This is a genomic window from Trinickia mobilis (assembly GCF_017315705.1).
GTDB lineage: Bacteria > Pseudomonadota > Gammaproteobacteria > Burkholderiales > Burkholderiaceae > Trinickia_A > Trinickia_A mobilis.
Genome location: NZ_JAFLRF010000039.1, coordinates 1 through 24945, shown reverse-complemented (window position 1 = coordinate 24945; position 24945 = coordinate 1). Strand labels below are relative to the sequence as shown.

The following is a 24945-nucleotide window of genomic DNA, read 5'->3' as shown; positions in this document are numbered from 1 at the left end:
ATCGCCGTCAGCGTGCTTCCTGATGGGTCGGCTGCGACACGTCGAGGCGGGTTGGCGGCAGCCCCGCCGTCCAGTGTTGCCACATAAGGCGCAGTGCGCGGGACATTCCCTCTGCGACGACTTCGGGCTGGAAGTAAGTCGAGCGTGCGCAACGCTCGCGCATGCTTGCGCGCAGCTCGGCAAGTCCGGCAAGGTTGTTCGCCAAGTCCACGCCTTTTTTGACGAAGTCGGCTGGGTCAGATGCAATGAACTCCCCCAGCCCTAAATTCGACATGACCATTTCGCCGCCACGGCTAGCGGCGGTCCGGCCAGGAAGCGTGAGCGTCGGCACGCCCATCCAGGCCGCGTGAAGCGTCGTTGTGCCGCCCGAATAGGGGAACGTGTCGAGGCAGATGTCGACTGCATGATGCTGCTGCAAATACACCCGTGACGGCAGGCGAGGGCGCGATTCCAAGCGCGCGCGGTCGATTCCCTCCTGCTCGAACCACTCTACGAGCTTTCTGTAGCCCTCGTCCGGTACCCCGCCGAGCAGCATGCGTGCCGCCGGGATTGCGTGCAGCAGTTGTGCCCACAGCTTGACGACGGGGGGACGCAGCTTGGTTAGCCGGTTGAAACTGCCGAATGTGACATGACCATTGGCGAGGGCGGGCAGGCGGTTGATAGGCGGTGCCGCGTCGGAGGGGACGAACGATGCTGTCGCGCGCAAGTAGACGATTTTCTCGACGAATTGCTGCTCGGCTTCGCCAGGTGGTACGAGCAAATGGTCTGCGAAATAGTAATCGACGGTGCGCATCCCCGTCGTGGCGGGATATCCCAGCCAGCTTGCCTGGATCGGCGCCGGCTTGCGCGCGAATACGGGCAAGCGGTTGAGTCCGGTATGCCCCGATAAGTCGATCAAAATGTCGATGCCGTCGGCGCGGATCTTTTTATCCAATGCGTCATCGCTAAGATCGGCTACGGGCGTCCAGCTGGCAAACTTCTCGCGCAGTTGCTGGCTGATGTTGTCTTCAACGGTATTGTTGTAATAGGCATGGAGCGTCAGGCCTGGCTCGCGCGAAAGATGGTGCAATACCGGCGCGAAGAAGGAGGCCACCGCGTGGGCGTATAGATCGCCCGAAACAAAGCCGACACGCAGGCGGCGTTGCGGGTCCCGCACGTTCTTGTGCGGCTTGCGGTAAGCGCGGCACTTGTCTTCGACGAGCTCACCGAACAGACGATGCTGCGCCAACATCGCCTGGACATCGGCAGTTTCGTCATGGCTCGTGACGAACAGCAGGTTGCTTCGGACAGTGTTCAAGTCCGGATCGAGCTCGAGCGCCCGGCTGCATACGTCCCGTGCTTCTGCAAGCCGGCCCAGTTGGAGCAGGATGAATCCGAGCGTCGCCAGCACGCGCGAGTCGGCCGGATCAATCTCGAGCGCACGCCTGACGGCCACTTCGGATTCGTCGTAGCGGTATTGGAGGTTCAGGGCCAAGCCAAGCACGCAATGCCCTTCGATGCGCTCGGGCGCCAATTCGGTGAGGTGCCGCGCTTCGCGCTCGGCCTCGGCCGTATGTCCCTTGTGCCGAAGAATGTCGGCGAGCGCCAGGATGGCGTCATAGTCGTGCGGATCGAGCTCGCGCGCGCGTCGCAGGGCGGCGAGCGCTTCATCGAATTGCGCCTGGCCGGCCCTTGCGAGCCCGAGCACTCGCCAGCCGAGCGGATGATGCGCGTAGCGCTCGGTCAGGCCTTGTGCCACATTCGCGGCTTCAGCCGTTCGGCCATTCTTGAAAAGCGTCACGACTCGCTTGTGTTCGGCAGCCGTGGGCGCGGGACGGGCTGCGGCAGGCAGCAATTCGGCGGCTCGCTCAAGGGGGCCGCGCGCGGCATCGGCACGCCCTTGCTGCAGCAGTGCGCTGCCCAGCGCTTGCCAGCCGAACGCGTGTCCCGGCAGCATCAGTGTCATGTGCCGGGCAACCGCTTCGGCTTCCTGGTGTTGTCCCAGCTCGCGCAGCGTCTTCAAGGTCGCGATGAACTCGTCGGCGAGCGCTGTGACTTGCTCGGGTGTCGGCGCGCTTGGCGGCGCCCCTTCGGTGTCCGCCGTCGCAACGGCGGCCGCCTGGTCAAGATCGTCGATTTGCACGCGTGCGGCGACCTGTGGGGCGGGTGCGTCCAAGGCGTACTCTGCCGCCTCGCGCATCTGCTGTATGAACTGGTCTTTAGCCTCTTGCAGCGCCGCCAGTACGTCGAGGGCTCGCCCCTCGTCCGCGGTGAGATCGACGAGGAATGCCTCATTGTTGCCCTTCACCCAGTCCAGTGGCATATCCCACCAGGCGAGCTGCAGCAATTTTTCGCGGATCTTCTCGGAGAAGCGAAAACGCACTAGACGCGCACGCGACCCGGCATAAATGCCGTACGGCTCGCTACGGAAATTGGGAGGAACGACCGCTCCTGCCCCGATCACGCAGCCGCTTTCGACGATGCCGCCGCCGAGGAACAATGTCTCATCCCCGATCCAGACGTCGTTGTGAATGATGGTGTCTGTATATTGCGGAATGGGGGCGCTCACCAGTCCGTTGCCGAATACGTCCAGCATGCTGGTCGAAATGGTCCGCATTTCGTGCTGGCCGTTCAGCACGAAGCGTAGCCGCTGCCCGCCAGCCACATACTTGCCGATGACGAGCTTCTGATGGCCTTGGTCGTACTTGACGATCGAGCCGGTCCCGATGCCGGAGCAGCGGCCGATATGAATCGATCCCGGATCGGTGACTTCACCAAGCCAATTCTGAAAAAGTGATTTTGGAATGCACGAGAAGGCCCCGTCTCGGTAGCCGATCACAGTGAAATGCGTCGACAAGGGGTGGCCGGCGAGTACCCCGATACAATCGTCCGAACTAACAATATTCATTGGCACCCGCCATGATGCTGTCAGGCCCGCCTCACGCTCGTGGATGACAGGTCGATGCTGGGCGCGAGCGGAAACGGGTTGATTCCCCTGCCGCGCAGAGCAGGGGCAGTATAAGAGACCCTAAGAGGCACCGTCTGAGGAAATAGACTAGTGTTTTGGCTTCTTTTCGCGGCACTGGCACCGGCCTCAGGGAGGAGGCCGGCTCGACCGGCGGCGGGCATTTCGCCCGCATTCGTCACGGTGGGCACCCGACATCGAACGGTCGTCATGAAGGGCTGGATGCCCGAGCCCCGGTGCCTGGCTCAACCGCGCAGCGGCACTCCGTAGGTCTTCTGAAGAGCCAGGGTTTGCCGGTCGCTGGCAATAAGCGCGGACAGGAACGCGAGCCGAGGCGCCGCGCGCTCGCGCACTTCCGCCTCGTCCGTAAGAATGCAGCGAAGCAGCGCTTGTTGACGTGCCTGCTGTGACGCGTCGAACGAGAAGCGGCCATGCACCGGCCGAAGCGTATCGACGACGGCGGAATATTTCTGTTGCAACGCGATGACGGCATCCCAGTCGTCTTGCCGTGCCGCCTTCAACATGTTGCCTGACAGGTGCGCGATGATCTCATAGCGCTGGAACAACTGATCAAGCGTGGCAGGTGCATCCATATTGCCGTCACCCCGCAGTCGACACGCGGGCCGGCGAGGCCGCACCGGTGACTTGATTTTGAATGCCGATCCACCCTTCCTCTATCGTGCCGAGCAGATTGTCGACTTCGTCGAGCAGCGCCGGGTCGTTGCGCAGATTGGCTTCGAGCAGACGACGCTTCATATATTCGTAGAGCCCGTCGAGGCGACGTGCGAGTTCACCGCCTTTCTCGAGATTGAGCCCTTGCTGCAGGCCGCCGCCAATGAGCATGATGGCATGCGATATCAACTTGCCTTTCTCGGCTACGTTGCCGCTTTGCATATGCATGCGGCTCATGCGGACCGCGCGACGCGCCCCTGCGAACAGCAGGGCGATGAGCTCATGCGGGCTCGCGCCGAGTACGCTGCTCTCGATGCCAATGCGCTCGTAGCTGCTAGCGCCGAATTTTCCGGTCGAATACACGAGTGCTCCCGTCCTTTATGCCCTTGCGCCCGCCGTCAGGCGGCCGACGTCGGGGGGTTGAATATCAGCTGCAGGAAGGTTGAAGTCGATTGCAGTTGCACTACCGTCGCGTTTAGCGTGGAGAACTGCGTGACATATTGCTGCCGCACCTGCGAGATATAGCTCTGCAAATTGGTTTCCTGGTTTTGCAGCGCGGAAACCTGTGTGTTCAACGTGTTCGTCGCATTGGCGATCGCGCCGCTCGTCGGGTTTGTCGCGCTTGTCACGATCGAGTTGATCAGCGATGCGTAGCCTTGCGAGTAACGGATGCTGCCGAGTGCGCCGGTGCCGGTGCCGGTCACCTGGATCTGCAGCCCGGCCGCCGGGCCGCTGTTGCCCATCGTCAGGACTTGGCCATTGCCGGTCGCCGCATAGCCGCCGATCGTTCCGGCCACATTGAACCCCGTGGCGGCGGTGGCCGAACTGCCGAACAGTTGCGCGGCGCCAGTACCGGATACCATGACCGACGAATTCGACCCGTAGCTCGCAGAGGCGATGGTGAGGATGCCGTTGGTTTGCGTCACATTCACCGACGCGCCAGCCTGCTGCAGTGTGCTGTTGGTGTTGACGGCAGTCTGCAATGCCGTCGCCAGTTGCGCCGATGTGTAGATGCCCGCGGGCACCGTGATGTTGGCCGGGGTCCCGTCCACCGTCACCGAGAGCGGTATCCCGCCCGCCGGAATCGTTGTCGAGTTGTTGCTTACGCTGCCGCCGAACAGCTGCGTTGCGCCGTTGCTCGTGCCGTTCGCGATCGAGATCGTCTGACCGGCAGGCGGCGTCACGCTCAGCACGCCGTTGTTCTGCGTAACGGTGGCAGTCACGCCGGCGCTGCTGAAGTCCGTTTGCAGTTGCGTCGCAAGGGCGGCCGGCGTGGTGTAGGTGTTGGCCGTCAGGTTGACGGTGGTCGGCGTGCCGTTGATCGTCACCGTCAAGCTGGTGCCGGGCGCAATGGTGGTTGAGCCGCTGAGCGCAATCGAACCGGTCGCCGTGTCGTAGGTCGGCGTCGACGAGCCTGCGAACGTGCCGTTCGTCGCGGCCTGCGTGATGTTGACGGCGTACGAGCCCGGCTGAGTGTTGGCGCCGCCGACCAGGTACGTGACGTTGCTGTTCGTCGCCGAGCCGGCCGTGCCGAACAGCGCGCTGAACTGGCTCGGGTTGCTCTTCAGGGCTTGCGACAGCGTCGTATCGTTGACCGACAGCGAGCCGTCGTTGTTGAGCGAGATCCCGACTGCAGCCAGTGACGAGTAGCCGTTCCCCGTGCCGGTCAAGCCGTTGGCAAGCGCCGATTGCAGTTGGTTCTGGATCTGCGTCGTGGTGGGGTCGCCGATCAGCGGGCCGTTCGTGCCGCCCGGATTGTAGGCGGTCAGTTGGCCGAGCGTGCCGTGCAGCGTGTTGTAGGCCGACACGAAGTTGTCGATGTCGGTCTGGACCGAACTCGTGTTGGCGGCTACCGTGACCGTCGACGTTCCGGTCTGCTGGAGGTTCAGCGTCAGGCCGGGCACCGCGGTGGCAACCGAATTCGTCGAACTGGTGAGCGAAAGTCCGTTGACGGTCAGGTTGGCATTCTGTGCCGCAACGGTCTGCGTGATGCTGCCGCCTGTACCCGGCGGGTAGGCAAGCACGGAAGCAATACCGGAATCGCCCTGCACCGAAATCTGCATGCTCTCGTTCGCACCGGTCTGGTTCGAGGTCAGCACAAGGTGGTATGGGGAGGTGCCGCCGTCGTTGACGATCGTCGCCGTGACGCCGAGGCTGGCATTGTTGATCGCGTCGCGCAGCCCGGCCAGTGTGTTGTTGCTGCTGTTGATCGTGATGCTGCCGCCCGGTTGCGCCGCGTTCGGCGTGAAGGTCCCGCCGCTTTGCGTGCCGAACGCGAAGGTGACCGTCGAGTTTCCGCTGCCCGACGCAAGGCTCGTGTTCAGGCTCGCCTGGCCGGCCGTGGCGAGCGATTGCGCCTGCGCCAGCTGCGTCGTGTTGACCGTGTAGGTGCCGGCCTGCACGCCGATGACTGCGCTCGCGGTCAGTGCAGCCGTATTGCTCGACGTGGCCGTGTACGAGCTGAACTCGGTCGGCTGCGTGAGCGTCCAGAGCGACTGTTGGAATGTCGAGAGTGCCGAGTTCAGCTGGCCGTACGCCGAGATCTCGGTTTGCACGCCGGTCACCTGGTTTTGCAGCTGAGTGAGCGGAATGCTCTCGACCTGCATCAGGCCCGTGAGCACTTGGCTGATCGGCACCGTGGTGCCCATGCCGAGCGCGGCCGACGAGATGATCGACGACGCGGACGGCGTCGAGGATGTGCTGCTCGTGGTCGAGGCGGTGCTGGTGCCCGTGGTGGCGGTCGTTGCCGTGCTGCCGGTCGCAGAAATCGGGGTGGACATGGGTAGCCTGTGCCTTTGGGGGTGGCGCGGCGCGCCGGTGGTGCGTCGGTTTTGGAGGCGGCGCGAATGCGTCGCGTGAGCGCCGCCTCCAAAACCGGCCGGCGCTCACGCGCCGGCCGTGTGCTACAGGGTTACTGCCGGACTGCCATTGTGCCTTACTGGAGCAGCTTCAGAACCTGCTGCGGCAACGCGTTCGCTTGCGCAACCATCGCCTGTGCGGCTTGCGACAGCACCTGGGCACGCGACAGCGCCGACGTTGCCGACGCGTAGTTCGTGTCCTCGATCGACGACTGCGTCGACGTAGCGTTCTGCACCGACGCCGTCAGGTTCGAGATGATCGACGTGAAACGGTTCTGCACCGCGCCGAGCTGGCCTTGCAGCGTGCTGATCTGGCTGAGTGCGGAATCGACGCTTTGGATCGTATGCTGCGCGTCCGCCACCGTCAGCACGTCGACGCTCGCCAGCGCGCCCGACTGGGCGGCCGTGTACGTCGTCGCGACGGTCGGCGTCTCGAACGTGCCAACCGGCGTCGCGTTCGCCGCCACAATGCCCGTGGCGAAGGCCGTCCCAGTGCCCGTTTGGGCGTCGGCGGGGGCCGTGATCGAATAGCCGGACGTGTTGATCAGTTCGAGGTCGCCGCCGTTGTTGACGGCCGTGATCCCAGCGACCTTCTGCGCGCCGTTGATATTGTTGACGAACGTAGCGATGGAATCGCCGCTCGTCGCCGTGAAGGTGACGTTCTGGCCGTTCAAGGTGAACGACAGCGTACCGCCGTTCGTGCCGTGGTTGAACGCGCTCGAGCTGGCCACGACTTGTGCATTGTCGATGCCGGATTTGAAGCCGTTGCCGGCGTTCGCAGGCGTGTCGGTGACGGCAAGCGATTGTCCCGAGGTATTGTTCACCACGAGATTGCCCTGAGCATTGACGCTCGCGGTGATGCCAGCTTGCTGGAGCAGGCCGTTCGTGTTGATCTTGTTTGCGATCGTGGTTGCCGTGTCAGTGCTGGTCGCCCCGATGTTGATCGCATTGGCCGTCGCGCCGACGTAGAAGCCGATCGTGCCGCCGCTCGTGCCGGCATTGAATGCGCTCGTCGACGTGATCGTCTGGGTGGACAGCAGCGAGTCTGCGCCGTTGGTGGAGTTCACCGACTGGCTGGCGATATCGGTTGCCGCCGCACCCGAGAGCTGGATCGAGCTGGCCGACGACAGCGTGACTTTGCCTTGCAGGACGTTCGACGTCGATTGGAAGTTACCGGCCGAGACGAGCGCCCCGAGCGAACCACTGCCATTTGCGGCGGAGGTGTTGTCAAGACCGCCGGCAAGCGTGTTCGCGGCAGCATTTGCAGCCGACGAACTTTGCGTGGCGAGGATGTTGCTGCCGTCAGCCGCGTTCAGCGTGATGGTCGTGCCGTTCGAGCCGAGCGACGCCGTGACGCCGGTCGTGGTCGATTGTGCGTTGATTGCGTTGACCAGCGTCGACGAGGTGATCGACTGACCGACGTTGAGCTGGTCGCCGGTCGTACCGAAGATGTTCGTGCCGTTGATGGTCAGATTGTAGTTCTGAGCCGTCGTCGTGCTCGAATTGGTGACCGTCGTGAACGTGAAGTTCTGCGTGTTATTGGCGGTCGCCGTCAGGCCCGAAATGTTCGAGGCGTTGACCGCGGCGGCGGCGGCATAGGCGCTGTTGGTGGCCTGCGCTTGCGTCGAACCCGCGACGGCGTTGCCGATCGTGACGGCTGCGGAGCCGCCCACCGAGATATTGAGCGCTTCCGTCGTCAGCACGCCGTTGGTGCCTTGCAGCGAGAACGTCGTGCTCGAGGTCTGGCCGATTTGCGACGTCTGCGCGCCTTGGCTCAGGTTCACCGCAATGGTCTGGCCGGCGTTGGCGCCGATCTGGAAGTTTTGCGCGCCGAACGCGCCGTCGAGGAGCGCCTGGCCGTTGAAGGTCGTCGTCGCAGCGATCGTGTTGATCTGCGCGAGCGACTGCTGGACTTCCTGGTTCAGCGACGCGCGGTTCGCAGGCGAGTTCGACGCGTTCGATGCCTGAACGGCGAGCTGACGGATCGTCTGCAGGTTGTTCGTAATTTGGGTCAGGGCACTTTCACCCGTTTGCGCGAGCGAGATGCCGTTGTTGGCGTTCTGCTGCGCAACGGTCTGGCCGTTGATCTGCGCTTGCAGCGTGGTGGCGATCGCCAGGCCGGCGGGGTTGTCCGCGGCGCTGTTGATTGCCAAGCCCGACGACAGCTGGGTGATCGCATTGGTCACCGCCTGTTGATTGGCTTGCAAGTAATTCTGCGCAATTTGCGACGCAATATTGGTATTGATAACCGTAGTCATTCAATTACTCCTTTATTCGATGGTTGGCGCAAGCCGGCAAATTCGCCGTAACGTACGGCCGTGCACCGCGATGTCCATTTGCCGTCGTTAGGTGGGTTATCGGATTGGCATCGGAAATCTTTAGACCAACAGTTTTTGCCGCACCACGCGCGCTCCCCCTTCCTCGGGAAGCGCGCGAGCCTCGCGCGCCGCCGGTCGGCGCAGCGGGCGGCCGGTCAGCATCACCGGCGTCCGCTCGCAGCGGCTCGCCGGCGGTGGCGAGGCCGCAGATCCGGAATCAGTCTGCCGCGCCATGCCGGCCGGTTGGCCGTCGAGCTTTCCTTCTCGCCTCGCCGGGCGAATCAGCCGTTTTTGCCGCATGCGATGGCTGCGTCAAGGCGCGGCAATGAATCGACTCGAAGGTTGACCGGTTTTTTGGCCGTTATTCCGCCCTTTGCTGCCTCACCATCTGATTCAGAATGACCGCGTCCATTTGCAAATGTCTTTCATTACGGTCATGTCGACCCTGCTTTTTCAAACCTGTCCCGGCGTTCCGGCCGGGCTGAATGGCGACGCCTGCGCCGAGGCCCGTGCAAGCGCGCCCGCATTGAGGCGGCTTGCGGCGGTTCTGGATGCGCAATGCCGCCATGCGGACGCCGCCACGCTTTTGAAGGCTGCGCTCATCGCCGCGCCCGCATTGCCCGGCCTGCGGGCGCGACTCGCGCTTTCGCTGTCGGCGGCCGGCGAGCACGGCGCGGCGCGTGCTCAGTTCGAAGCCGCGCTGGGAGCCGACGCGGCCGCCGATGCCCATGGCAACGACGATCTCCCGGCACGGCCGCGGCTCCATCTCGCCTTTTCGCGCACGCTTCTCGCGCTCGATGCGCCGCAGGAGGCGTTGGCGCAAGCAGAGGCCGCGATCGCGGGCGATGCCGGCGACGCGTGCACCCATGCCGCGCATGGCGACGCACTGGCCGCGCTGCGCCGCCTGCCTGACGCGCTCGCGGCGTATCAGCGCGCGGCCATGCTCGATCCGTCGCTCGCATGGGCGCACTACGGCATCGGCGTGATGTTCATCGAGCTCGGCCGTCCGATGGCCGCGTTGCAGAACTTGTCGCGGGCACTTGAACTGTCGGAGCGCAACGGGAAGGGCGTGGTCGCCGTGGAGCAGGGCGGGAATGCTGCGGCCCCGGCGGGCTGTTCGTGCCTGCCCGCTCACGCCGTTTCGATGTCGGCGATCTGCGAGTCGATCGGGCTGGCATTCGGCAAAGGAGGCCGGCCGGCGGACGCGCTGCCGTGGCTCGAGCGCGCGCTCGAGCTCCGGCCGGATAGCCCGGCGGCTCTGCGCTACATGGGGAATGCACTGGCGATGATGCGCGCGGACGACGCGGCGCTTGCCTGTCTTCAGGCGGCTCGCCGCGTCCGCACGGACTGGGACGAAGCCTGGCTCGACGAGGCAGGTGTGCTGTTGCGTCGCGGTGACTTTGCGGGCGGCTGGCGCGCCTACGGCAGGCGCGAGGGGCAGCGGCTGCTCGAAACGCTGCCGTCGTGCTGGTCCGGCGAAGAGCCGCTCGGCGGCAAGACCATCCTGCTGCTCGCCGAACAGGGCCTCGGCGACACGATCCAGTTCGCCCGCTATGCGCCGCAAGTGGCGGAGCTGGCGCAGCGGGTGATCGTCGAGGTTCAGGCTCCGTTGCGGCCGCTGTTCGAAGAGGTGGCCCGGGACTGGAATGTCGAGATCGTTGCGCGCGGCGACGCAAGGCCGGATGGCGACTATCAATGCCTGCTGCTGAGCCTGCCGCGCATCTTCCGTACGGCGCCCGACACCATTCCTCTGCAGACGAAGTACCTGCGCGCGCCCGATGCGCGACGGGCGCAGTGGCGCGAGCGCGTCGCGGCCCGATGCACGGCGGGGCATTTGCGGGTTGGCCTTGCGTGCGCCGGCAATCCGCATTTCAAGAACGATGCGCTGCGCTCGATACCGCTCGCGGCGTTCGAGGCCTGTTTCGACCTGCCGGGCATCGATTGGGTGATCCCGCAGCCGGAGATCCGCGAAGCGGACCGAGCGGCGCTCGAGCGGCACCCCCGCATCGTCTCCTTCGGCGCGCAACTGGCAGACTTTGCCGATACGGCGGCGCTGCTCGAGCAACTCGATCTCGTCATCTCCGTCGATACTTCCATCGCCCATCTGGCTGGTGCGCTGGCGCGGCCAGCGTGGATCCTGCTGCCGCACTATCCGGATTGGCGCTGGATGCATGACCGTGCCGACACACCCTGGTATCCGACTGCACGCCTTTTCCGTCAGGCTGTCGCACATGACTGGCCGGGGGTGATCGAGCAGGTGTGCGGCCAATTGCAAGCACGCGTCGCCGGGGAAGCGCAGACGCACAGGGGCTGATGCGCGGCGTTGTCTCCGACGACAGCGGGCGTCGGCGGCTGGCCCTCCCGGCTCGGCGTGCCGGCGTGGGGACATGGCGAATACGAATAGGCCCGCCAGCAGCATCCGCGCGTCGAGCGGTGTATCCTTCTTTGCCTGACATCGCGCATCGTGAGGAAAGCCGTGCACACGCGAAGAGTCGGCAGCTCGGATCTGCAAGTCGCGCCGCTGGTGTTCGGCGGCAACGTAATCGGCTGGACGGTCGATGAAGCCACGTCGTTCTCGATTCTCGATGCGTTCGCCGACGCCGGCCTGAACTTCATCGACACCGCCGACGTGTACTCCGCGTGGATGCCCGGCAACCAGGGCGGCGAATCGGAGACGATCATCGGCAAGTGGCTCGCGAAGCACGGCAAGCGCGACCGCCTCGTACTCTCGACCAAAGTGGGCAAGCATCCAAGGCGCAAGGGGCTGTCGGCAGGGAACATTCAGGCGGCTGTGGAAGATTCGTTGCGCAGATTGCAGACCGATTACATCGACGTTTACTTTTCGCACGAGGACGATCCGGACGTACCGCTCGCCGAAACGCTCGGCGCCTATCAGCAACTGATCGAGGCGGGCAAAGTGCGGGTGATCGGGGCGTCGAACTACAGCGGCGCGCGCGTGCTGGAAGCGCTCGACCTGGCGCAGCGCTACGACCTGCCTAAATATCTGTTGCTGCAGCCGGAGTACAACCTGTACGAGCGCGCGGTCTACGAGACGGACCTCGAGCCGGTCGCCGTGGCCGAGCGGCTGGGCGTCGTGCCTTACTACGGGCTCGCGAGCGGCTTTCTGACGGGTAAATACCGCTCGCGCGCGGATCTCGCGAACCGGGCGCGCGGCTCGCGCGTCGAGCGCTATCTGAACGAGCGCGGCTTTCTGATCCTGAACGCGCTCGACGAAGTCGCCCAGCGCCGCGACGCGACCCCGGCGGCGGTCGCGCTCGCGTGGCTGATCGCCCGGCCCAGCGTGACGGCGCCGATTGCGAGCGCGACCTCGGTCGAACAGGTCAAGAGCCTTGCCGCCGCGGTCCACCTGATGCTTACGGACGCCGATATCCGCACGCTCGATAACGCAAGTGCTTGAACGTAAATGTCAAAAGGCGGACGAAGGGGCTGGCGAAGGCAGCGTATAGCTGTTATGATCGCGGGCTGAATTGAGATTTCCGTCATTCCAGCCGCCGCGTACCCTTCTGTAATTTGTGTCGCGTGTCTTGGCTAGGGTCTGGCGGTCGCACGTGTCAAGCGCGAATCTGTTGCAAGCGCGCCGCGAAAGCGGCCCAAAACAACGGAAAAGCGCGCCAGCAAGCTTGCTGGGCGGGCGTTCGCGGGAAACTCCCCAACTCTCTTTTCCGGCCTCCGTGGCCGATTGCCTCTCGTTTCGCCAGTTTGGGGAACGACCGGAGTGCCGGCGCGTGAGTGGCTTGCCGCCACGCATTTTGACCGTATCAAGCGACTTAGGAATTACATGACCACGATTCTTTTGAAAGAAAACGAGCCGTTCGAAGTGGCGATCCGCCGCTTCCGCCGCGCAATCGAAAAAAATGGCCTGATCGCCGAGCTGCGTGAGCGCCAGTCCTACGAAAAGCCGACGACGGCCCGCAAGCGCAAGAAGGCAGCAGCCGTGAAGCGCCTGCACAAGCGTCTGCGCAGCCAAATGCTGCCGAAGAAGCTCCACTAAGCTTCCAGGCCGCGCGGCTCAAAGCTGCACGAAAAGCAGCAAGAACGGCGGTGTGTGCTTCGAAAGAAGCCACACCGCCGTTGCGTTTGGGGGGCGTGGCATTACGGGCGTGAGTTTGGGGCGTAGCTTTGGGTCTGCACATCGGATCGCGGTTCCCCGGCGCGACTTGCCCAGCCCGTGCCAGGTTGGATCTCAGGCGGCGTGCTGCTTGATGTGCTCGGCCGACAGGCCGAATTGACGAGCGATCGATGTCAGCCTTTCCTGCCACTCCCACGTGCCGAACGCGTCGTGGACGTTTTGCAGGCAACTGAGGAGGTCCACCGTCGCCGGGTCGAAGATATTGACGCGCGCCCTGAGCAGCGCCTTCTTGAGCGCGGCGACTCCGGCATCCATATACGCCGGCACTTCGCCAGGGCGCTTGCCGATGTAACGCACCGGCACGCCTTCCATCGCGGTCACGTAGTCCTGCGGCTTAATGAGACTGCCGACCGGGCAGCCGCCGCAATAGCCCCGATACGCTCCACCGCCTCGCGGAAGCAGCGCGGCGCGACCTTGGCCGAAAAGATGGTCCACGGCATGGTCGAACAACGCCTGGTGCGTCAGGAAATTCAGGTTTTTCATGGTTCTGGCGGCTTGCGCGAAAGTGCGGCGGCCGTTCGTTGTCTTATACGTGCGGGTATAACGCTTCGATCGGTAAAAACGAAGACATTTTCTAGACGAGTTCGCAATTTTGACCGCACTCGGCAACGCACCGCACCGGGCGAACCCGCGTTGAACCTTACCCGGCAAGGTTTGCCGCCGCCTTGAGCCCGGTGGGGCGGCTGCGTTTCAGGACTTTCCCTAGCGGCTGTGCTCGTCGCGGCGAGTGTTGCGAAAACGCAGACGAGTCGGGACGTCGCCGGTGGGCGGCGAGGGTGCGAGGACCACGCCGCGGCGCGAGCTTCGTGGACCCGCCAGCGCGGCTTACGCGCTGGTGCGCTTGCGCCCCTTTTTGCCGAGCGCCGCGCACCGGTCATGGCAGATGCAGTCGACTTCGTGATCGTTCACCATCCCCACCGCCTGCATGAACGCGTAGCAGATCGTCGAGCCGACGAACTTGCAGCCGTGCTTCTTGAGCGCCTTGCTGAGCGCGTCGGAGATTTCGGTCGAGGCCGGCGCGTCCTTATATGACGCATGACGGTTCTGAATCGGCACGCCGTCGACGAACGACCAGATGAAGTTCGCGAGCGAGCCGTGCTCGGCGCGAATCTGCTGGACCGCGCGCGCGTTGAGGATGGCGGCTTCGATCTTCGCCCGGTTGCGCACGATGCCCGTGTCCTGCATGAGTGCTTCGACCTTCTTCGGCGTGAAGCGGGCTACGGCATCGGCATCGAAGTTCGCGAAAGCGCGCCGGTACCCTTCCCGCTTGTTGAGAATCGTCGACCATGACAACCCGGCCTGCGCGCCTTCCAGCACGAGCATTTCGAACAGGTGCCGGTCATCGCGCGAGGGCAGGCCCCACTCGGTGTCGTGATACTGCTGGTCCGCTTCGCTTTTCACCCAGTGGCAGCGGTGTGTCTGCTCCGTCATTTGCGTGCCTCGTTTTGATTTCCGTTTTGGTTTGCGCCGAGAGTCTTGCGCCAAGGATAGCGTATCGGCTTTGCGCAACAACTAGGCCGTTCGGCCGATTGGCGCGCGGCGGCGAAGCAGATAACCTCGCACTCGAAGTTTTCTACAAACGGATGGACGATGGACAAGCATGAATTTCTGATCGGCGTCGACGGCGGCGGCACGGGTACGCGCGTCGTGCTGGCCGACGCGCGCGGCGTCGAACTGGCGCTGGGCACGGGAGGCTCGTCGGGGCTCGGCCTCGGGGTGGAGCGCGCGTGGCAATCGATCGAAGCCGCCGTTGCGCAGGCGTTCGAGCGCGCGGGCGTCGCGCTCGACTGGTCGCGCTGCGCGCTCGCCTGCGGGCTTGCCGGCGTGAACAATCGCGACTGGCTCGCGGCGTTCATCGCGCAAGCGCCCAAGCTGGCGGCGCTGGTGATCGAGAGCGATGCGTACACGACGCTGGTCGGCGCGCATGACGGCGCGCCCGGCGTCATCGTCGCGCTCGGCACCGGCAGCGTCGCGGCGGCGCTCGATGCGGCGGGCGTCTGCCGCATCGCCGGCGGCTATGGGTTTCCGTCGGGCGACGAGGCGAGCGGCGCCTGGCTCGGCATGCGCGCCGTCGTCCACGCTCAGCGCTCGCTCGATGGCCGAACGCAGCCGGACGCGTTCTCGCAGGCGTTGCTCGCCCGCACCGGCGCGCACGATCGCGACAGCCTCGTCGTCTGGCTCTGCGCCGCGAATCAAACCGCCTACGCTACCCTTGCGCCGCTCGTGCTCGAGCACCGGGCGCATCCTTTTGCCGCCGGTTTGCTCGCGCAGGCCGGCGCGGACATCGCGAATATGATCGACGCGCTCGATCCGGCCGCGCAGTTGCCCGTCGCGCTGTGCGGCGGGCTCGCCGGACCGTTGGCGCCGTTCGTGCCGCCGTCGCACCGGGCGCGGCTGCGGGCGCCGCTATCGGACTCGGCACATGGGGCGCTGCGGCTTGCCCAGCGCGAAGCGGCGCGCGCCGCGCGGGCCGCCAAGCCATAAGCGAACATGTGGGCAGGGTTGCGCGATGACAGGGTGTCATCCGGCCGTCGGACCAAGCGGCGATAAAATAGGACTTTTGCCGCAGCCACCCTCGCCTAGTCATGTACAAAGTCATCGCCACCGATCTCGACGGAACCCTGCTCAACAGCGATCATCAGCTCGACCCGTTCACAGTAGCGACGGTCCGCAAGCTCGCGGGCGACGGCGTGCATTTCGTGATCGCGACGGGGCGCCACTACTGCGACGTCGCCGGCATTCGCGACATCCTCGGCATTCGCCCGCATTTGATTACGTCGAACGGCGCACGTGTGCACGCGCCCGACGACACGATGATCCACGCGCAGGATCTCCCTCCTGCGACAGTGCGCCGACTGGTGCAGCCGGAGATCGCCGGCGCGCATGGCCGCATCATCGTCAATCTGTTTGCCGACAAGGCGTGGCTGATCGATCGCGACGCGCCCGAGCTACTGGCGTTTCACCAGGATTCGGGGTTCCGTTACGAGGTGATCGATACGCTGGCGCACGACGGTGCCGATATCGCCAAGGTGCTCTACATCGGCGAGCCGGACGATCTCGCGCACGTGGCGGCAAACCTCGAGCGCGAATTCGGCGATGCGCTCTACGTCACTTACTCGCTGCCCGATTGCCTCGAAGTGATGACGTCGAACGTCTCGAAGGGGCGCGCGCTGCAACTCGTGCTCGAGCGGCTCGGCGCCGATGCCTCGAAATGCGTCGCGTTCGGCGACAACATGAACGACATCGATCTGCTCGAAACCGCCGGCCACCCGTTCATGATGAATAACGCCAATCCGGATCTGATCGCGCGTTTGCCGCAAGTACCGCGCATCGGCAATAATTTCGAAGCCGGCGTTGCGCATCAGTTGCGCAAGCTGTTCTCGATGGAGGATGAGATCGCGTCGTAGCGCTTGGCGCCGGGCCATTCTTCGTTATTCGATGCCGGTTGTTGCATTAGCCCGCGTGTCGCAAGAGTCAATCGGAGCGACGCCAATTCCCAGCATCAATTCGACGCAGCCGCCGCCGGCGCCGCGGCCGCCCCCGCACTCGATGCCGCATCCGACGCCTCAGCAGGCAGCGCTGCGCACGGGCAGTCCGTAGAACGTCCGTCGAGCCCTTGCTGCTCGTGCTTGAAGCTCGCGTGGGGCGTGCCGTTCTGCCAGTCGAGCTTCACGATATAAATGCTGTCGAAATCGGCGCTTGCCCAATGCGGGACGTCGCTCGCGTTGCCGCCGTGGGCCGCCAGCACGTCGCGCACGAGTTTTTCGATCAGCTTGTGCTCCCACGCAATCACCACGAGCTTGCCGCGATAGGCGGGTACGACGAGCGTGCGTTCCAGCTTGTCGATCTGGGACAAGCCATACGGCGTCTGAACAGGCATGCCGAATTGAATCGCCGTAGGCTCGATGGTCGCGAGCGGACGAACGTAGTAATACAGGTGGCCGCCGTCTTTCTTTTTCTCGCTTGGGTCCGGCGCAAAAATCGCGTCCGGCTTGCCGAATTTCGCGGCGATCACCGCGGGCAATGCGAGCGCGCGGTTCAGGCCCTGGCAGTCGAGCTGTCCATAGCCTCCCGCGGGTTTCTCCCCGTGCCGCACGAATACGAGCGTTTCGATCTCGCTTCCGGCGGCCTCCTTGGCTGTCGCGGCCGGAGCGAGCGTGCCGGCGCACAAAGCGATGCCGGCGCATAGTAGACCCTTGATATATCGACGCGAGCGTTTCATTGGTAACCACCTTGGTGAGCCATGCGAAGTCGGACGATTCTAGCAGCGCGCCAAACCCGGCTCAAAACCGTGGTCGGCTAATCTCACCGATACGGTATCCTAATGAGTTGGCGGTGCATGCGAGTACAATTAGCGCCATTCGGCAATCCGCATTGACAGGTCGTTATCGCCATTTTGTCTGCGCGGCAGTCCGCGATTGTTAAATAACATTGAGATCGATCTGATAATTTCCCAATAAGGGGCTATCCGCAGTGCTGTAACGAAGTTTATTTATTATCAGATGAATTGTGGTAAGACTGGGTAAATTGCGCATTGCTTATTGCGTTCTTTACGACTAGTCTCGGGGCAAATGACGTGTACATAACAAGGAGGCCAACATGTCTCAATACGCGGATCTGAAGGCGCAAATCGCCAAGTTGCAGGCCCAGGCTGATGAAGCCCGGCGCACTGAAGTCGGAAACGTGATCGCTGAAATCCGCCAGAAGATCACCGAATATGGTCTTTCGGCGCATGATCTGGGCTTTGCCGAAGCCGCTCGCCGAGGCCGTCCGCCGAAGAAGGCGCCGTTGCCGCCGAAATACCAGGACCCGAAATCAGGGAATACCTGGAGCGGCCGGGGCAAGCCGCCTAAATGGATCGTCGGAAAGAATCGGGATCGCTTCCTGATTCAACAATGAGTCGATGGCTGAATCGAAAGCGAATTGAAGGTAGGCGGATCGCCGCGGCTAAAACCTAAATCGACTGGCGCATCGGGGCTATGCGCGCCGACACGAAAATAGGCGTTTATCGGCAATTGCTTGTCGACCCGAGTTAGCGCTTCAGCGCTTACTCGGGTCCCATGCAGAGCGGTCGACCCGAGTTAGCGCTTCAGCTGTCGGCTGGAGTCAGTGCTTCAGCACTGACTCCAGCCCCATGCAGCGCACTTACTCGGGTCCCATGCAACGCAGCCGGCGAATGAATTGCGGTTATCCGTGCTCGCGCTCGCGGGCTTGCCGACGGGTTTATCGACGGCGGCTCGCCGAGCCGCGCGACGCCTAAAATGCGACCGGCGGCGCTTCAAGACGAAGCGCCGCCGGCCATTTCCATTCTTCAGCAGATCGCTCAGCCTGCGGCCACTCGACGCAGGACGGGGCGCCGTGCGCGCTGGACGAGCGCCGTATAGCCGTCGATATAATTCTGCGCCATCGTCTTGGCGCTAAAGCGCCTCTCGAACTGCGCGCGGATCTCGCTGCGCGACAGTTCGTCGAGCCGCTGCAGCGCGGCGACGGCGCCCTGCACGTCTTCGACGATGTAGCCGGTCACGCCGTGGTCGATCACCTCGGGCACCGAGCCGCGGTTGAACGCGATGACGGGCGTCCCGCACGCCATCGATTCGATCATGACGAGGCCGAAGGGCTCGGACCAGTCGATCGGGAACAGCAGCGCCTTCGCGCCCGAAAGGAATTCGGGCTTTTGCGCTTCGTTGATTTCACCAATGAATTCGACGTGCGCCTGCGACAGCAGCGGCTCGATCTCGGTCTTGAAGTATTCCTGGTCGACTTTGTCCACCTTGGCGGCGATCTTCAGCGGCAGACCGCTCAGCGCGGCGATCCTGATGGCCGTATCGACGCGCTTTTCCGGACAGATGCGTCCCAGGAACGCGAGGTATTCGGGCTTTTTCTGCGGCTGCGGGGTCAAGAGCCCTTCCGGCAGGCCGTGATAAATCGTGTCGAGCCAATTGGCCTGCTGCAAAGGCAGGCGCTGCGAATCGGAGATCGACACGACCGGCGCATCGGTGAAGGTGTCGAACATCGGCTGCAGCTCGGGCAGGTCGAGCCGCCCGTGCAGCGTCGTGACGAACGGCGTGTCGAGCCCGGAAAAGAGCGAGAACGGCAGGTAGTCGAGGTGAAAGTGCAGCACGTCGAACTCGTGCGCGACGCGGCGCACCTTTTCGAGCAGCAGCATGTGCGGCGCGAGCAGGTCGCGGATCGACGGATCGAGCCGCAGCGCGCGCGGCCATGCCGCTTCGAGGTTTGCCGAGGTGACGGAGTCGCCGCTTGCGAAGAGCGTGACGTCGTGGCCGAGGTCGACGAGCGCTTCTGTGAGATAGGACACGACGCGCTCAGTGCCGCCGTAGAGCTTCGGGGGTACGGCCTCGTAAAGCGGCGCAATTTGGGCGATTCGCATGCGTAACTCTCCTTGTTCAAGAACTTCGCGGGCCGGGTGTTGCCCGCCTGGGGTGGCGGGGGCCCGGCCCGGCGAGCCGGATCGCGCTGGTTGCGCAGCCCGGCAGAGGATGGCCGACGATGGGTCTCGCGGTCCCTGGAAGACCATTATCGGGATCGAGCGCACGGATTCGAGCGATTTTTCAAACACTTGCCGCTTGTTACAGGCCGAAACACCGGCGCGTTCCTTGCGGTCGGCTTGACGCGCCCGTTTTTGCCGTGAAAAACGCAAGTTCGATCTCCGTGCCCGCTCGACTAAGCAGAAATCGGGCCGCATGGGTTTGGCGAGCGCCCCGGTCGAGCCGAATTCAATAAAGAAAGGAAAGGGAAGGTGTGCCGCCGGGGCATTTGTTGCGGCGTCGTGAAATCTCTCTATAATTTCGGCAAATACTTTACGTCTCCTTTTTCACGCCATTACCAGGCCGCTCAATACGACACGCATCAATCGCCGATGCGTCGTTCTTGTCAGAAAAATTCCTACACGTTTTATAGACTTTTCCGTCGAATAGACGGGGTGTCCGTCCGATTTCCGCTCCTTGCGCCTTCCGAGACAATGCAGGCAGGACCATAAACGGGCTTTCCGTGCGGCTTTTTTATGCGCGGTCGAGCAAACGTTTCCGTAAGCCTGACCAGCTAGTTAGATCGACCCGGGGGAATCATGAGCGCCAAAAGCGAAATGCTCAGCGAGATCAAAGAAGTCAACCTGTCCTATCTATTGCTCGCGCAGCGTCTGTTGCGCGAAGACAAGGCGATGGGCATGTTCCGCATGGGAATCAACAGCCAACTTGCGGACGTGCTCGCCAATCTCTCGCTCGCACAAACCGTCAAACTCGCCGCATCGAATCAAGTGCTGTGCCGTTTCCGGTTCGATGACCACGCCGTCCTGTCTTCTCTTGCCGACAAGGGCAAAACCAACGCCGTCGCACAGGCGCATTCTGCCATCCTGATGGCGAGCCAGCCGGCCGAAGCCATTGGCTGAAATGAAACGGCCCCCATGCTCACTGCTTGCTTTGCATGGGACCGGAGTAAGCGCTAAAGCGCTAACTCCGGATCGACACACTGCCCCCGAGGGGGCGTGTCAGTGCGCTTGGGGCGGCCCGGCGCGCACCGACAGCGCGCCAGTGCCCTAGCCATACAGCACGCATGCCGCTTGGCGGCCGTGCCGCTAAGGGGTAATGCCGCCACGGGGCAAAACAAGCAGTCAAGAACGCAGGACACAACGCGGATGGCTACAAAGAGCGTGGTGCTCGAAGTCAAGGAAATCACCTTGGCGATCGAGCTGATCGAGCTTGGCGCACGTTTGCAATTGCTCGAAGCAGAAACCAGCCTGTCGCGAGACCGGCTCATCAAGCTGTACAAGGAACTGAAAGGCGTTTCGCCGCCGAAGGGCATGCTGCCGTTCTCGACGGACTGGTTCATGACTTGGCAGCCGAACATCCATTCGTCCCTGTTTTACAACACGTACCGGTTCATGGTGGAGTACGGCGGCTGCGAGACGATCCAGTCGATCGTGAAGAGCTACCGGCTTTACCTGGAGCACGTTCGACTGCACGCCGAGGAGCCGCTTCTTAGCCTCACGCGCGCCTGGACGCTCGTGCGCTTCTTCGATTCGGGGATGCTGCAGATGACGGCCTGCACGCGCTGCGGCGGGCAGTTTGTCGCGCACGCGCACGACCCGCAGCACGGCTTCGTCTGCGGTTTGTGCCAGCCGCCGTCGCGGGCCGGCAAGACGAAGAAGGCCGGCACGCCGAAGGCCGACATGGTCGAGATGGCTGCTTGAGGGCTGCTTGATGGCACGATGACGTCGCTTCGCCGGCACCGTAAGGCGCCGTAAGCCGCGCGCTTGCCGGCGGCCCACGCCGTCCGTGCCGAGGCGATCGGGCGCCGTCGCCGAGCGCCCCCGCGCTCCGGGGGCCATGCCGCGCCCCGGCCCAATCCGGTGGCTCGTGGTTTACACGACCCGCGTGTCCGCTTTTCCCCTCAAAGTTTTTGTCCTGCGTGCCGTAAACCAATTAACGACGGTCTCCCCGTCGCTTTTTGTGAGGGCCCGGCAGTGCTGATTTTCGTTGGAACATTCGTGACGCTGTTGTCCGTCTTCGGCGGTTATGCGCTGGCAGGCGGCCATCTGGGTGCGCTGATTCAGCCGACCGAAATTCTGATGATCTGCGGAGCCGGCGTGGGCGCGTTCGTCCTGGGCAACGGGGTCAAGGTCATCAAGGCGACGGTGCGCGTGCTGCCGACCCTGTTCAAGGGCTCGAAGTACAACAAGGACGTCTATATGGAGCTGATGGCGCTCCTTTACGTTTTGCTTGCGAAGGCGCGCAAGGAAGGCACGCTCACGCTCGAAGCCGACATCGACGATCCCGAGAAGAGCCCGATCTTCACCCAGTATCCGAAGATCCTCGCCGACAAGCACATCGTCGAATTCCTGACCGACTATTTGCGCCTCATGGTCGGCGGCAACATGAACGCGTTCGAAATCGAAAGCCTCATGGACGAGGAGATCGAGACGCACCACGCCGAAGGCGAAGGCCCCGCGCACGCTTTGAGCCGCGTCGGCGACGCGATGCCGGCGTTCGGCATCGTCGCGGCGGTGATGGGCGTCGTGCACACGATGGCCTCCGCCGACAAGCCGCCCGCCGTGCTGGGCGCGATGATCGCGGAAGCGCTCGTCGGCACCTTCCTCGGCATTCTCCTTTCCTACGGTCTGATCGGTCCGCTCTCGAGCCTCGCCGAACAGCGCGTGGCCGAGTCGACCAAGATGTTCCAGTGCATCAAGGTCACGATTCTCGCGAGCCTGAACGGCTACGCGCCGGCGATCGCGGTCGAGTTCGGCCGCAAGGTGCTCTTCTCGACCGAGCGTCCGTCGTTCGCCGAGCTCGAAGAGCACGTGCGCCGCGTGAAGGCCAAGTAAGCGAGCGCGGCTATGAACTACCCCCACGCTCACTATTGTTCGCTGTCGACCGGAGTTGGCGCTTTAGCGCTTACTCCGGTCCCATGCAAAGCTCCCCCCGAGGGGGCTGACGCCTCCCTTGGGGCGGCCCGGCGGGAGGCGTCATGACAACGGGGAATCGGCCATGAACAAAGGAAAAGAGCGCGCCATCGTCGTCAAGCGGGTGATGGCCCCGAAGAAGGGGCACCACGGCGGCGCGTGGAAGCTCGCGTACGCGGACTTCATGACCGCGATGATGGCGTTCTTCCTGTTGATGTGGCTCCTGAGCTCGGTCACGCCCGTGCAGTTGAAGGGCATCGCCGAATACTTCCAGCAGCCGCTCAAGGCGGCGCTCTTCGGCGGCGACCGCAGCGCCGAGGATTCGAGCATCGTCAAGGGCGGCGGCCGCGACATCTCGACCGACAGGGACGGCGTCACGCGCCGCAGCGACGGCGACACCACCAACGCGACGCACACCGCTGCCAAGAGCGACGACGAGGCGATCAACCCGCAGCAAGGCTCGCTCGAACGCCGCGAGCAGGTGCGCCTGCACGATCTGCAGATCAAGCTGATGGCCGCGATCGAGGCGAACCCCGTGCTGCGCCAGTTCAAGCAGCAGATCCGCGTCGACTCGACGCTGACCGGCCTGCGCATCGAAATCGTCGATACGCAAAAGCGGCCGATGTTCGCGACCGCGAGCGACGACGTCGAACCCTACATGCGCGACATCCTGCGCGCGATCGGCCAGACGCTGAACGACGTGCCGAACCGCATCGTCGTGCAAGGCCACACCGACGCTGTGCCGTATGCCGGCGGCGAAAAGGGCTACAGCAACTGGGAGCTGTCGGCGGATCGCGCGAACGCCTCGCGCCGCGAGCTGATCGCGGGCGGCATGGACGAAGACAAAGTGCTGCGCGTGATCGGACTTGCCTCCTCGCAAAACCTGAACAAGGCCGATCCGCTCGATCCGGAGAACCGGCGTATCAGCATCATCGTGCTGAACAAGAAATCGGAAGACGCGCTGATGCGCGACGACACCTCCACGACGACGCTGTCGGACGACGCCGCGGGCGCCAAGGCCCTCGGCAGCACGCTCGCGCCGGCGCCCGCCGTGGCCCCTCGACCCGTGACCGTGCCGGCCAAGCCATGAGCGGCGTGCCGTTCGCGCCGGTCCAACGCGCCCGTCAGGCGCCGTGAGGAATTCATGATCAGGAACATTCTGGCGATCGACGATTCGGCCTCGATGCGCGAGATCCTTTCCGCGACGCTGACCGAGGCGGGCTACAGCGTGACGGTCGCCGCCGACGGCGAGGAAGGGCTCGAAAACGCGCTCGCGCACGCGTTCGATCTCGTGCTGACGGACCAATACATGCCCAAGCGCAGCGGGCTCGATGTGATCGCCGCGCTGCGCGCGAATCCGGCCTATGTGGAGACGCCGATCCTCTTGCTCACGACCGAGGACGGCGAGGCGTTCAAGGACGCGGCGCGCGCGGCGGGCGCGACGGGCTGGATCGAAAAGCCGCTCGACCCGGAGACGCTGACCGAGCTGGTCGCGACGCTCGGCGCGTAGCGGCAGCACGACAGGCAGGGCCCGACGTAAGGAACGGAACGTAAGCGAAAGTCAAGCCCGCGCATGGACGCGCGAAATTTGACGACCCAGCAGATTTGCAAAGCGCAGCAGCAGCCAAGGACACGACCCCTCGCGGTGACCCAGCATGACTCTTGACATCACACAGTTCTATCAGACGTTTTTCGATGAAGCGGACGAACTGCTCGCGCAAATGGAGCAGTTGCTGCTCAACCTGGATATCGGTGCGCCGGACCCCGAGGACCTCGCTGCGATTTTCCGCGCGGCGCACTCGATCAAGGGCGGCGCGGCGACCTTCGGCTTTACCGCGCTCACGGAAACGACGCACATCCTCGAATCGCTGCTCGACCGCGCGCGCAACAACGAGATCACGCTGCGCAAGGACATGGTCGACACGTTCCTCGAAACCAAGGACGTGCTCGCCGATCAGCTCACCGCGTACCGCGCGAGCGCCGAGCCCGATGCGGCGGCCGCCGCCGCGGTGTGCGCGAAGCTCGAACGCCTGAATGCGGAAAGCAGCGAAGCGGCGGCACCCGCAGCGCCTGCACCGGCACCTTCGGCGCGCACGGAAGCCGCGCCGGCACCGGCACCGGCGCCTGCTGCCGCGAGCGGCGGCGTGACGCCGCCCGAGCACGTCGTCGCGCAGGCCGAGCAGGAAGTCGGGCACACGCCGGCCAATCGCGCGAGCGCGTCGGCGCCGGCCGCGGCCGGAGCGGATGCAGCGGCTGCCGGAGCAGGACCTCACCTGAAAATTACGCTACGGGGGGTGGGGGAGAAGGACCAGGAACTGCTGACCGAAGAGTTGGGGAACCTGGGGCAGATCGTCGGAACGGTGAAGAGCGGCAGCGAGCTGACGCTGTATCTCGAGACCGATGTGTCCTCCGACGACATCACTGCCGTGTGCTGCTTCGTGATCGACGACAGCCAGATCGCGATCGGCCGCGGCACCGCGCCCTCCGGGGAGGAGGCGCAGCCGGAAGCAGGGAGCGCGGTGCCGGCCGCAGCGGCGAGCGCCGCTGCGCCGCCCGCGCCGCCGGTTCAAGCCGCAGCGCCTGCG

Annotated in this window: 22 protein-coding genes and 1 pseudogene; 13 read left to right on the top strand and 10 right to left on the bottom strand. The window is 64.1% G+C overall.

Annotated elements, in window-relative coordinates:
• Positions 1–7: 7 nt before the first annotated feature.
• The 5 genes and pseudogenes from J3489_RS30750 to fliD all read right to left on the bottom strand — a co-directional run bounded on the left by J3489_RS30750 (position 8) and on the right by fliD (position 6264).
• Positions 8–1936, bottom strand: a complete 1929-nt coding sequence (locus J3489_RS30750) for an O-linked N-acetylglucosamine transferase, SPINDLY family protein (protein ID WP_242540437.1) — start codon at positions 1934–1936, stop codon at positions 8–10.
• A gap of 243 nt (positions 1937–2179) precedes the next feature.
• Positions 2180–2887, bottom strand: a pseudogene (locus J3489_RS37995) (LbetaH domain-containing protein); the annotation flags it as partial.
• A 302-nt stretch (positions 2888–3189) separates the two neighbouring features.
• Positions 3190–3537: a flagellar protein FliT gene (locus J3489_RS30745; RefSeq protein WP_207004594.1), complete on the bottom strand. Its 348-nt coding sequence runs from the start codon at positions 3535–3537 to the stop codon at positions 3190–3192.
• 7 nt (positions 3538–3544) lie between these two features.
• Positions 3545–3979 (bottom strand): flagellar export chaperone FliS, encoded by a 435-nt coding sequence (gene fliS / locus J3489_RS30740; protein WP_207004593.1) that lies wholly within the window; start codon positions 3977–3979, stop codon positions 3545–3547.
• Between the two features lie 35 nt (positions 3980–4014).
• Positions 4015–6264, bottom strand: a complete 2250-nt coding sequence (gene fliD / locus J3489_RS30735) for a flagellar filament capping protein FliD (protein ID WP_207004592.1) — start codon at positions 6262–6264, stop codon at positions 4015–4017.
• Here fliD and J3489_RS30730 point away from each other — a divergent pair.
• Complete coding sequence (locus J3489_RS30730; RefSeq protein ID WP_207004591.1) at positions 6230–6475, top strand: hypothetical protein; 246 nt, start codon at positions 6230–6232, stop codon at positions 6473–6475. The genes fliD and J3489_RS30730 overlap by 35 nt on opposite strands.
• 76 nt (positions 6476–6551) lie before the next feature.
• Here the strand turns inward: J3489_RS30730 and J3489_RS30725 are convergent, their stop codons facing one another.
• Positions 6552–8732 carry a flagellin N-terminal helical domain-containing protein gene (locus J3489_RS30725; RefSeq protein WP_207004590.1) on the bottom strand — a complete coding sequence of 727 codons (2181 nt, stop codon included), beginning with the start codon at positions 8730–8732 and terminating at the stop codon, positions 6552–6554.
• Between the two features lie 478 nt (positions 8733–9210).
• Here J3489_RS30725 and J3489_RS30720 point away from each other — a divergent pair, with 478 nt between their 5' ends.
• The 3 genes from J3489_RS30720 (at position 9211) to rpsU (ending at position 12804) form a co-directional block, all read left to right on the top strand.
• Positions 9211–11106 (top strand): tetratricopeptide repeat-containing glycosyltransferase family protein, encoded by a 1896-nt coding sequence (locus J3489_RS30720; protein WP_207004589.1) that lies wholly within the window; start codon positions 9211–9213, stop codon positions 11104–11106.
• A 162-nt stretch (positions 11107–11268) separates the two neighbouring features.
• Positions 11269–12210 carry an aldo/keto reductase gene (locus J3489_RS30715; RefSeq protein WP_207004588.1) on the top strand — a complete coding sequence of 314 codons (942 nt, stop codon included), beginning with the start codon at positions 11269–11271 and terminating at the stop codon, positions 12208–12210.
• Positions 12211–12591: 381 nt separating this feature from the next.
• Positions 12592–12804 carry a 30S ribosomal protein S21 gene (gene rpsU, locus J3489_RS30710; protein WP_006050883.1) on the top strand — a complete coding sequence of 71 codons (213 nt, stop codon included), beginning with the start codon at positions 12592–12594 and terminating at the stop codon, positions 12802–12804.
• A 192-nt stretch (positions 12805–12996) separates the two neighbouring features.
• Here the strand turns inward: rpsU and J3489_RS30705 are convergent, their stop codons facing one another.
• On the bottom strand, positions 12997–13425 hold the full coding sequence (locus J3489_RS30705; RefSeq protein WP_207004587.1) for a hypothetical protein: 429 nt from the start codon (positions 13423–13425) through the stop codon (positions 12997–12999).
• Positions 13426–13767: 342 nt separating this feature from the next.
• Positions 13768–14373 carry a DNA-3-methyladenine glycosylase I gene (locus tag J3489_RS30700; protein WP_207004586.1) on the bottom strand — a complete coding sequence of 202 codons (606 nt, stop codon included), beginning with the start codon at positions 14371–14373 and terminating at the stop codon, positions 13768–13770.
• A gap of 159 nt (positions 14374–14532) precedes the next feature.
• Here J3489_RS30700 and J3489_RS30695 point away from each other — a divergent pair, with 159 nt between their 5' ends.
• Both J3489_RS30695 and J3489_RS30690 read left to right on the top strand, forming a co-directional pair.
• Positions 14533–15426, top strand: a complete 894-nt coding sequence (locus J3489_RS30695; protein ID WP_207004585.1) for a glucosamine kinase nucleotide-binding domain-containing protein — start codon at positions 14533–14535, stop codon at positions 15424–15426.
• Positions 15427–15527: 101 nt separating this feature from the next.
• The gene (locus J3489_RS30690) at positions 15528–16349 is read left to right on the top strand and encodes a Cof-type HAD-IIB family hydrolase (RefSeq protein WP_207004584.1); all 822 of its coding nucleotides are present in this window, start codon (positions 15528–15530) and stop codon (positions 16347–16349) included.
• A 95-nt stretch (positions 16350–16444) separates the two neighbouring features.
• Here J3489_RS30690 and J3489_RS30685 read toward each other — a convergent pair whose 3' ends face one another.
• Entirely contained in the window at positions 16445–17164 is a 720-nt protein-coding gene (locus J3489_RS30685; protein WP_207004583.1) for a histidine phosphatase family protein, read from the bottom strand.
• A 377-nt stretch (positions 17165–17541) separates the two neighbouring features.
• On the opposite strand from J3489_RS30685, the gene J3489_RS30680 reads away from it, so the two are divergent.
• Positions 17542–17841, top strand: a complete 300-nt coding sequence (locus J3489_RS30680; RefSeq protein ID WP_207004582.1) for an H-NS histone family protein — start codon at positions 17542–17544, stop codon at positions 17839–17841.
• A 424-nt stretch (positions 17842–18265) separates the two neighbouring features.
• On the opposite strand, the gene J3489_RS30675 is transcribed toward J3489_RS30680, so the two are convergent.
• Positions 18266–19330, bottom strand: a complete 1065-nt coding sequence (locus J3489_RS30675; protein ID WP_207004581.1) for a glycosyltransferase family 4 protein — start codon at positions 19328–19330, stop codon at positions 18266–18268.
• 696 nt (positions 19331–20026) lie between these two features.
• Between J3489_RS30675 and flhD the strand changes: the two genes are divergently transcribed.
• From flhD to J3489_RS30645, 6 genes are all read left to right on the top strand, one after another.
• Positions 20027–20347, top strand: a complete 321-nt coding sequence (flhD, locus tag J3489_RS30670) for a flagellar transcriptional regulator FlhD (protein WP_207004580.1) — start codon at positions 20027–20029, stop codon at positions 20345–20347.
• A gap of 246 nt (positions 20348–20593) precedes the next feature.
• Entirely contained in the window at positions 20594–21148 is a 555-nt protein-coding gene (gene flhC, locus J3489_RS30665) for a flagellar transcriptional regulator FlhC (protein WP_207004579.1), read from the top strand.
• Between the two features lie 273 nt (positions 21149–21421).
• Positions 21422–22282, top strand: a complete 861-nt coding sequence (gene motA / locus J3489_RS30660; protein WP_207004578.1) for a flagellar motor stator protein MotA — start codon at positions 21422–21424, stop codon at positions 22280–22282.
• A 163-nt stretch (positions 22283–22445) separates the two neighbouring features.
• Positions 22446–23450 (top strand): flagellar motor protein MotB, encoded by a 1005-nt coding sequence (gene motB / locus J3489_RS30655; RefSeq protein ID WP_207004577.1) that lies wholly within the window; start codon positions 22446–22448, stop codon positions 23448–23450.
• A 54-nt stretch (positions 23451–23504) separates the two neighbouring features.
• Positions 23505–23870: a response regulator gene (locus J3489_RS30650; protein WP_207004576.1), complete on the top strand. Its 366-nt coding sequence runs from the start codon at positions 23505–23507 to the stop codon at positions 23868–23870.
• Between the two features lie 145 nt (positions 23871–24015).
• Positions 24016–24945, top strand: a 930-nt coding sequence (locus tag J3489_RS30645) for an Hpt domain-containing protein (protein WP_207004575.1), incomplete at its 3' end; no start/stop codon positions are given.